Genomic DNA, 7,621 nt, shown 5'->3' with positions numbered 1-7,621 from the left:
CCGGCGGTGGCGGCGGCTACGGTGGTGGCGGCGGCGGCTACGGCGGCGGTGGCCGCTCCGGCGGCGGCGGCGGCAGCTACGGCGGCGGTGGCCGTTCGGGCGGCGGCTACTAAGCTTTCGCAAGCAACAGAAAGGGCACCTCGGTGCCCTTTTTGCATTGCTGCTGCCGGCTTCAGCCGTTCGCGCGGTGCTTGCGCTTGCGGCCGACCAGCAGCCGGTCGAACACGGCGTTCGGCAGCGCGCGCATCAGCTTGGCGACGACGCCCATCTGCCACGGGATCACACGGTAGCTGACGCCCTGCTGAATCGCTGCGAAGGCGCGCTCGGCGAAGGCCTCCGGCTGCATCAGGAAGGGCATGCCGTACTCGTTCCTGCTGGTCAGCGGCGTGGCCACGTAGCCCGGCAGCAGGGTCACGACCTTGACGCCCTGCGGCCGGCATTCGGCACGCAGCGCCTCGCAAAAGCTGATCACCGCCGCCTTGCTGGAGCAGTAGGCCGCATGGCCCGGCAGGCCGCGGATGCCCGCCACGCTGGCGATGCCCACCAGCGTGCCGGCACGGCGCTCGTTCATCGGAGTGATGAAGGGCTGGAAGGTGGCGGCCATGCCGATGTTGTTGGTGGCGTAGACCTGCTGCATGACCGCCAGATCCTCGAAGTAGGCGCTGTCGATGCCGACGCTGATGCCGGCATTGGCGATGACCACATCGGGCAGGCCCTGGGCCTCGATGCAGGCGCGGCCGACAGCGGCAATGGCGGCGGTATCGCTGACGTCGGCGCCGTAAATCCTGCAGCGCTCGGGGGTCAGGCCTTGCCCGTCGGCCCAGGCCTGCAGTTCCGCCGTGCGCCGCGCCACCAGGGCCAGCCGCCAGCCGGCCTGGTGATAGCGCAGCGCCAGCGCCTGACCGATGCCGCTGGAGGCGCCGGTGATGTAGACGAGCGGGGCTGTCATTTCCTGGCCGGGGCGGCCGGCGAGAGCACGCGTCCGTTGGGGCCGACATCGAAGCGGCCGGTCGTGCGACCGCTGTAGTTCAGCAGCGCGTGCAGGTGGTCATAGAGGAAGGTCTGGGCCTGCAGATGGGCGCCGCCGTAGTCGATCGTCACCGGCAGGTGCGAACGCAGTTGCTCGCTATTGGACAGGGCCTGCAGGAACTCGCCACGCACGACCAGCTGCGGAGTGGGCAGCGGCGCGCCGCTGGCATCGACGAGGAAGCGCTGGACCAGCACATCGCCGTAGAGCTGCATGTCGCTGCCGTCGCTGTTGGAGACGCCGCGGCGGGCGGTGGCCAGGGTCAGGCTGCCGTCCGTGCCGATGGCGCGCAGGCGGACCTCGTCGATCTCCAGCGTGTCGGTATCGGGATAGTGGCGCAGCTCGCGGCCCTCGATGCGGCCGCGCAGCAGGCCGTTCGCACCGACGCGCTCCAGCGAGAAGTCGTTCATCCGGTAGTCGGGCTCGTGGCGCGGCGGCGGCGCTTCCGCCTGGTCCTCGGCGGACGGCGTGTTCTTGACCAGCCACCAGGTGCCGCCGGCCAGCGCCGCCATCAGCAGCAGCGGCAGGTAGGCCGAGAGCAGGCTCTGCAGCCGCCACAGCCAGGGCACCGGCACCCGCGCCCGTGCGGCCGCCGGTGGCGGCGCCAGCGTCGTCGCCATCAGCGGGCGCCCCCGCTGGTGTCGTTGCCGCTGCTGCCGTCCAGCGTGCCCAGGTGGCCGTTCAGCAGCTGGGCATAGCGGCCGCAGGCCAGCAGGATCAGGTCGCAGCACTCGCGGGCCGCGCCGTGGCCGCCGGCGGCCCGGGTCACGTAGTGGGCGCGGGCCTTGGCCTCCGCATGGGCCTGGGCCGGCGCGCAGGCAAAGCCGGCGCGGGCCAGCAGCGGCAGGTCGGGCCAGTCGTCGCCCATCACCGCGACCTCCGGCCAGCCGACGCCCAGCGCGTCCAGCAGCGGCTGGGCCACCGCGAGCTTGTCCTTGGCGCCGTAGGCCGCGTGCTTGAGGCCCAGGTCCGCCACGCGGCGGCGCACGGCCGGGGAGTCGCGCCCGGTGATGATGATCGGCACGATGCCGGCCTGGTCCAGCAGCTTCAGGCCCTGGCCGTCCAGCGTGGAGAAGGCCTTGAAGACCTCGCCCGTCTCGCCGATGAAGACGCTGCCGTCGGTCAGCACGCCGTCCACGTCGAAGATGGCCGCCTTCAGGCCCAGGCCTGTGCCTTGCGCCTTCAGCAGCAGTTCGGGGGGGAAGCTCAGTGCGGGGGCGAGCGACATCAGATGACCTTGGCGCGCATCAGGTCGTTGATGGTGATGGCGCCCTGCAGCGCATGCTGCGCGTCGACGACCAGCACGACGGTGATGCGGGCCGATTCCATCAGGTCCGCCGCGTCCACGGCCAGCGCGGTCGGCGCAATGGTGCGCGGCTTCGCGTGCATCACCTCGGCGGCCGTCAGCGCGCGCAGGTCCTCGCCCTTCTCGACCAGGCGGCGCAGGTCGCCGTCGGTGAACACGCCCTGCACCACGTCGTCCGCATCGACGACGATCGCCACGCCCAGGCCCTTGGCCGACATCTCGCGCATCATCTCGGTGAAGGGCAGCTCCGGCGCCACGCGGGGCAGCGCATCGCCGCTGCGCATCAGGTCGCGCACGTGCGTGAGCAGCTTGCGGCCCAGCGCACCGCCGGGGTGGGAGCGGGCGAAGTCCTCGGGCTTGAAGCCGCGCGCGTCCAGCAGGGCCACGGCCAGCGCGTCGCCCAGCGCCATCTGCGCGGTGGTGGACGCGGTGGGGGCCAGCTGCAGCGGGCAGGCTTCCTCGGTGACGGCGCTGTCCAGCACGATGTCGGCATGGCCGGCGAGGCTCGATTCGGCGCGGCCGGTCATCGCGATGATGGGCACGCCCAGGCGCTTGAGCACCGGCAGGATGGCGTTGAGCTCGTCGCTCTCGCCGGAGTTGGACAGGGCGATCACCACGTCCTGCTGCGTCACCATGCCCAGGTCGCCATGGCTGGCCTCGGCCGGATGGACGAACAGCGCCGGCGTGCCGGTGCTGGACAGCGTGGCGCTGATCTTGCGGCCCACATGGCCGCTCTTGCCCATGCCCATCACGGCCACGCGGCCCTTGCAGGACAGGATGGTGGTGAGGGCGGCGGTGAAGGCATCGCCCAGGCGGGGCGCCAGTTCGCTGACGGCTTGCGCCTCGATGCGCAGGGCCTCGCGGGCAACGGCAAGCGCGCGCGCGGCGGAGGTGTGTTCGGTCATCCGGGGAGTTTAACTTTCGGGCCCGCCGAGGCACGGGGTTAGCATCGCGGCCCAGTATGGACATCAAGCACAACAACACCCGCTTCGATTTCGGCGTCGCCCTGGTCGCGCTCGCCCTGCTGCTGGCCTGGGATGCCAGCGGGCTGGACCTCCTGCTGGTCCGCCACTGGGCGGACGCCGCCGGCTTCCCCTGGCGCGAGCGCTGGATCACGGCGCGCGTGCTGCACGAAGGCGGGCGCATGGCCGCCTGGGGGGTGGCCGCGGTGCTGCTGGTCAACATCTGGAAGCCGGTCTGGCCCGAGCAGACGAAGCGCGAGCGCATCTGGTGGCTGGCCGCGACGCTGGTCTGCGTGCTGGTGATCCCGATGATCAAGAGGGTCAGCACCACCAGCTGCCCCTGGGACCAGGCCGAGTTCGGCGGCGTGGCGCAGTACGTCTCGCACTGGCGCTTCGGCGTGCTGGACGGCGGGCCGGGCAAGTGCTTCCCCTCCGGCCACGCCAGCTCGGCCTTCGCCTTCCTGAGCGGCTATTTCGCGCTGCGCCGCGCCTATCCGCGCGGCGCCCGCGCCTGGCTGCTAACGACGATCCTCATCGGCGCCGTGTTCGGCTTCGTGCAGATGATCCGCGGGGCCCACTACGCCAGCCACACGATGTGGACGGCGTGGGTGTGCTGGGTGGTGTGCGCCGTCGGCGCGCGCATCTGGCTGACGCCGCGCAACAGCTAGGTATTTCGGGCCGAGCGCCGGGCCGCCCCAAGCCGGCCCACTTGACGATGTTGCCCGGGCTCGATGCCCGGGCAATCGCCGTCCCCTTGGGGGACCGACCAGGCGCGCCCGCGTTCAGCGCGGCGCGACTGGGCGAGGGGTCAGGGGTACAGGCCGCGCTCTTCGCGCGCCTGCAGCACGCGCGTGCAGGCCACGGTGAATGCCGCGGTGCGCAGCGAAATCTTGTGCTGCTCCGAGGTCTCCCAGATGTTCTTGAAGGCGCCGGTGATGATCTTGTCCAGGCGGACGTTGATCTCGTCCTCGGTCCAGAAGAAGGACGAGAAGTCCTGCACCCACTCGAAGTAGGAGACGGTCACGCCGCCCGAGTTGGCGATCACGTCCGGCACGATCACGATGCCGCGGTCGGCCAGCACCGATTCGCCGTCCGGCGTGGTCGGGCCGTTGGCGCCTTCCAGTACCAGACGGGTGTTGATGCGGCCGGCGCGCTCGGCGGTGATCTGGCCTTCCAGCGCGGCCGGGATCAGCACGTCGGTCTTCACATCCCAGAAGTTCTCGTTGGCGATCACGTCGCCACCCTTGAAGCCCATCACGCCGCCGGTCTGGGCCAGGTGGTCCAGCAGGTGCTGCATGTCGAAGCCCTGCTCGTTCAGTATGGTGCCGGTGTGGTCCTGCACGGCGACGATCTTGGCGCCGTTGGCGGCGAACAGCTTGGCGGCGATCGAGCCGACGTTGCCGAAGCCCTGCACCGCGACGCGCGCGCCTTCCATCGGGATGCTCAGGCGGCGCATCGCCTCGCGGCCGATCACGAACACGCCGCGGCCGGTGGCGGCCACGCGGCCCAGCGAGCCGCCCAGCGGGATCGGCTTGCCGGTGACGACGCCGGTCGCGGTGGCGCCGGTGTTCATCGAGTAGGTGTCCATCATCCAGGCCATGATCTGGCCGTTGGTGTTGACGTCCGGCGCCGGAATGTCCTGCTGCGGGCCGATGATGATGCCGATCTCGCTGGTGTACCGGCGCGTAACTTTCTCGAGTTCCTTCAGCGACAGCGTCTTCGGATCGAGCCGGATGCCGCCCTTGGCGCCGCCGTAGGGCAGGTTCACCGCGGCGTTCTTGATCGTCATCCAGGCCGACAGGGCCATCACCTCTTCCAGCGTGACATCCGGGTGGTAGCGCACGCCGCCCTTGCCGGGGCCGCGGGTCAGGCTGTGCTGGACGCGGTAGCCCTCGAAGTGGGCGATCGTGCCGTTATCCATCTCGATCGGGATGTCGACGATCAGCGCGCGCTTGGGGCGGCGCAGCGTCTCGACCCAGCGTGCCAGATGACCCAGGTAGGGGACAACGGCGTCGATCTGGGACAGGTAGGTACCCCAGGGACTGTTGCGCGAAGGCGAGACGAAGGACAGGTTGGACATTTGGTAATGCTCCGTAACTTTTATGTGGGCGGTACGGTATCTCGCCCAAAGCCCGCCCGCCAGCGTTTGGGAAGCCGAGTGAACATTCCGTTATGCGCCTTGTGCATACCCTGTGCGATTGTGCGCCGACGGCATGCCTCCATGCCAGTTCGGCAAGCCCAGTAACATCGATCGCACGATGACCAATGCGCTCGACCTCGCCCTGCTCTACCTAGTGGCCGCCGTGCTGGGTGTCGTCGCATTCCGCAGCCTGAAGCTGCCGCCGATGCTGGGCTACCTGGTCGTCGGCGTGCTGATCGGGCCGAACGCGCTGGGCCTGTCGGGCGACTCGGACAATGTCAGCTACCTGGCCGAGTTCGGCGTGGTCTTCCTGATGTTCGTGATCGGCCTGGAGTTCAACCTGCCCAAGCTGCGGAGCATGCGCACCGCCGTCTTCGGCCTGGGCCTGCTGCAGGTGGTGCTGACCATACTCGGCGCCGTGGCCGGCCACTTCGCGCTGGCCGCGCTGCTGCCGGCCCTGGGCCTGGCCTGGGATCTGCACTGGCAGGGCGCGCTGGTGCTGGGCGCGGCGATGGCCATGAGCAGCACCGCCATCGTCGTCAAGATGATGGCCGACCGGCTGGAACTGGAAAGCGAGCACGGCCGCCAGGTGATGGGCGTGCTGCTGTTCCAGGACCTGGCCGTGGTGCCGCTGCTGGTGATGATTCCGGCGCTGAACGACACCGGCGGCGAGATGGCCGTGGCGCTCGGCTGGGCGGGGCTGAAGGCGGTGGTCCTGCTGGGGCTGCTGCTGGCCGGGGGCCAGGTCTTGATGCGCTGGTGGTTGACGTTAGTGGCCAGGCGGCGCAGCGACGAGCTGTTCATGCTGAACCTGCTGCTGGTCACGCTGGGCCTGGCCTGGCTGACCGAGCACGCCGGCCTCTCGCTGGCGCTGGGCGCGTTCCTTGCCGGCATGCTGATCGCCGAGACGGAGTTCAAGCACCAGGTGGAGGCCGACATCCGGCCCTTCCACGACGTGCTGCTGGGCCTGTTCTTCATCACCGTGGGCATGAAGCTGGACTGGCACTCGCTGCTGGCGTACTGGCCGCTGGTGCTGGCGCTGACGATCGCGCCGACGCTGGCCAAGGCCGCGCTGATCGCCGGGCTGGCCAAGCTGTTCCGCGCGCCCACCGGCGTCTCGCTGCGCACCGGCCTCTACCTGGCGCAGGCGGGCGAGTTCGGCTTCGTGCTGCTGGCGCTGGGCACCGAGCACCGGTTGATCGCGGCGCAATGGGCAAGCCCGGTGCTGGCCGGGATGGTGCTGTCGATGCTGGTGGCGCCGCTGCTGATCCTGCAGAGCAACCGCATCGTGATGAAGCTGTCCAGCAGCGACTGGATGCTGCAGTCGCTGCAGCTGACGACGATCGCCAAGCGCGCGATCAAGACCGATGCCCACGTGATCATCTGCGGCTACGGCCGCAGCGGCCAGAACCTGGCGCGGATGCTGGAGGGCGAGCACATTCCCTACATGGCCCTGGACCTGGACCCGGACCGCGTGCGGCAGGCCGCCGCCGCGGGGCAGAACGTCGTCTTCGGCGACGCGGCGCGGCTGCAGAGCCTGATGGCAGCCGGCCTGGCGCGGGCCAGCGCGGTGGTCGTGACCTATCACGACACGCCCTCGGCGATGAAGGTGCTGCACCAGGTCCAGTCCCATGCCAAGCAGGTGCCGGTGATCGTGCGGACGATCGACGACAGTGACCTGGAGAAGCTGCGCGCCGCCGGCGCCACCGAGGTGGTGCCCGAGGCGATCGAGGGCTCGCTGATGCTGGCCAGCCACGCGCTGGCGCTGGTGGGCGTGCCGATGCGGCGCGTGATCCGCCTGGTCCGTGACGCTCGGGATGCGCGTTATGGCCTCCTGCGCGGCTACTTCCACGGCGCCGACGACGACACCGAGCAGCAGAGCGCGCGGCTGGCCTCGATCACGCTGCCGATGGGCAGCGCGCACGCCGGCCGTTCGCTGGCGGACCTGGCCCTGCAGGAGCTCAGCGTGGGCGTGGCGTCGCTGCGGCGGGCGGACGGCGCCGTCGTGGAGGCCGACGCCACGCTGCTGCTGCACGGCGGCGACACGCTGGTGCTCTCCGGTCTGCCGACCGACCTGGCGCTGGCCGAGGAGCGCCTGCTCGCCGGCTGAGTTCCCAAGGTGACAGGCGCGGAGGCGGCCTTGCGCCACACTGGCCGTGCGCACAGGATAAGGAAAGAGCACCGCC

The 7,621-nt window shown here is 70.2% G+C and carries 7 protein-coding genes; 2 read left to right on the top strand and 5 right to left on the bottom strand.

What is annotated here, in order from left to right:
• Positions 1-172 precede the first annotated feature (172 nt).
• Genes B0W88_RS13425 through B0W88_RS13410 form a run of 4 tightly spaced genes read right to left on the bottom strand, consistent with a single transcriptional unit; the run spans position 173 to position 3,238 of the window.
• Entirely contained in the window at positions 173-949 is a 777-nt protein-coding gene (locus tag B0W88_RS13425) for an SDR family oxidoreductase (protein ID WP_077035161.1), read from the bottom strand.
• Entirely contained in the window at positions 946-1,647 is a 702-nt protein-coding gene (lptC, locus tag B0W88_RS13420; RefSeq protein WP_083748773.1) for an LPS export ABC transporter periplasmic protein LptC, read from the bottom strand. Before lptC ends, B0W88_RS13425 begins: the two co-directional genes overlap by 4 nt.
• Positions 1,647-2,255, bottom strand: a complete 609-nt coding sequence (locus B0W88_RS13415; protein WP_077035160.1) for an HAD family hydrolase — start codon at positions 2,253-2,255, stop codon at positions 1,647-1,649. The genes lptC and B0W88_RS13415 overlap by 1 nt, the downstream gene beginning before the upstream one ends.
• The gene (locus B0W88_RS13410; RefSeq protein ID WP_077035159.1) at positions 2,255-3,238 is read right to left on the bottom strand and encodes an SIS domain-containing protein; all 984 of its coding nucleotides are present in this window, start codon (positions 3,236-3,238) and stop codon (positions 2,255-2,257) included. The genes B0W88_RS13415 and B0W88_RS13410 overlap by 1 nt, the downstream gene beginning before the upstream one ends.
• A 56-nt stretch (positions 3,239-3,294) precedes the next feature.
• Between B0W88_RS13410 and B0W88_RS13405 the strand changes: the two genes are divergently transcribed.
• Positions 3,295-3,963, top strand: a complete 669-nt coding sequence (locus B0W88_RS13405; RefSeq protein WP_077035158.1) for a phosphatase PAP2 family protein — start codon at positions 3,295-3,297, stop codon at positions 3,961-3,963.
• 140 nt (positions 3,964-4,103) lie between these two features.
• On the opposite strand, the gene B0W88_RS13400 is transcribed toward B0W88_RS13405, so the two are convergent.
• On the bottom strand, positions 4,104-5,375 hold the full coding sequence (locus B0W88_RS13400) for a Glu/Leu/Phe/Val dehydrogenase (RefSeq protein WP_077035157.1): 1,272 nt from the start codon (positions 5,373-5,375) through the stop codon (positions 4,104-4,106).
• Positions 5,376-5,553: 178 nt separating this feature from the next.
• Between B0W88_RS13400 and B0W88_RS13395 the strand changes: the two genes are divergently transcribed.
• Positions 5,554-7,545 carry a cation:proton antiporter gene (locus B0W88_RS13395; protein ID WP_077035156.1) on the top strand — a complete coding sequence of 664 codons (1,992 nt, stop codon included), beginning with the start codon at positions 5,554-5,556 and terminating at the stop codon, positions 7,543-7,545.
• The last annotated feature ends 76 nt before the right edge of the window (positions 7,546-7,621 follow it).

Origin of the sequence: Pelomonas sp. KK5, from assembly GCF_001984095.1 — a bacterium.
In the GTDB taxonomy this organism is placed as follows: domain Bacteria; phylum Pseudomonadota; class Gammaproteobacteria; order Burkholderiales; family Burkholderiaceae_C; genus KK5.
The sequence above is the reverse complement of the archived record's forward strand: the minus strand, read 5'-3'. Positions and strand labels throughout refer to the sequence as shown.

Coding starts and splice junctions, on each gene's coding strand:
- B0W88_RS13425 (WP_077035161.1), bottom strand. CDS start 949: ATGACAGCCCCGCTCGTCTACATCACCGGCGCCTCCAGCGGCATCGGT.
- lptC (WP_083748773.1), bottom strand. CDS start 1,647: ATGGCGACGACGCTGGCGCCGCCACCGGCGGCCGCACGGGCGCGGGTG.
- B0W88_RS13415 (WP_077035160.1), bottom strand. CDS start 2,255: ATGTCGCTCGCCCCCGCACTGAGCTTCCCCCCCGAACTGCTGCTGAAG.
- B0W88_RS13410 (WP_077035159.1), bottom strand. CDS start 3,238: ATGACCGAACACACCTCCGCCGCGCGCGCGCTTGCCGTTGCCCGCGAG.
- B0W88_RS13405 (WP_077035158.1), top strand. CDS start 3,295: ATGGACATCAAGCACAACAACACCCGCTTCGATTTCGGCGTCGCCCTG.
- B0W88_RS13400 (WP_077035157.1), bottom strand. CDS start 5,375: ATGTCCAACCTGTCCTTCGTCTCGCCTTCGCGCAACAGTCCCTGGGGT.
- B0W88_RS13395 (WP_077035156.1), top strand. CDS start 5,554: ATGACCAATGCGCTCGACCTCGCCCTGCTCTACCTAGTGGCCGCCGTG.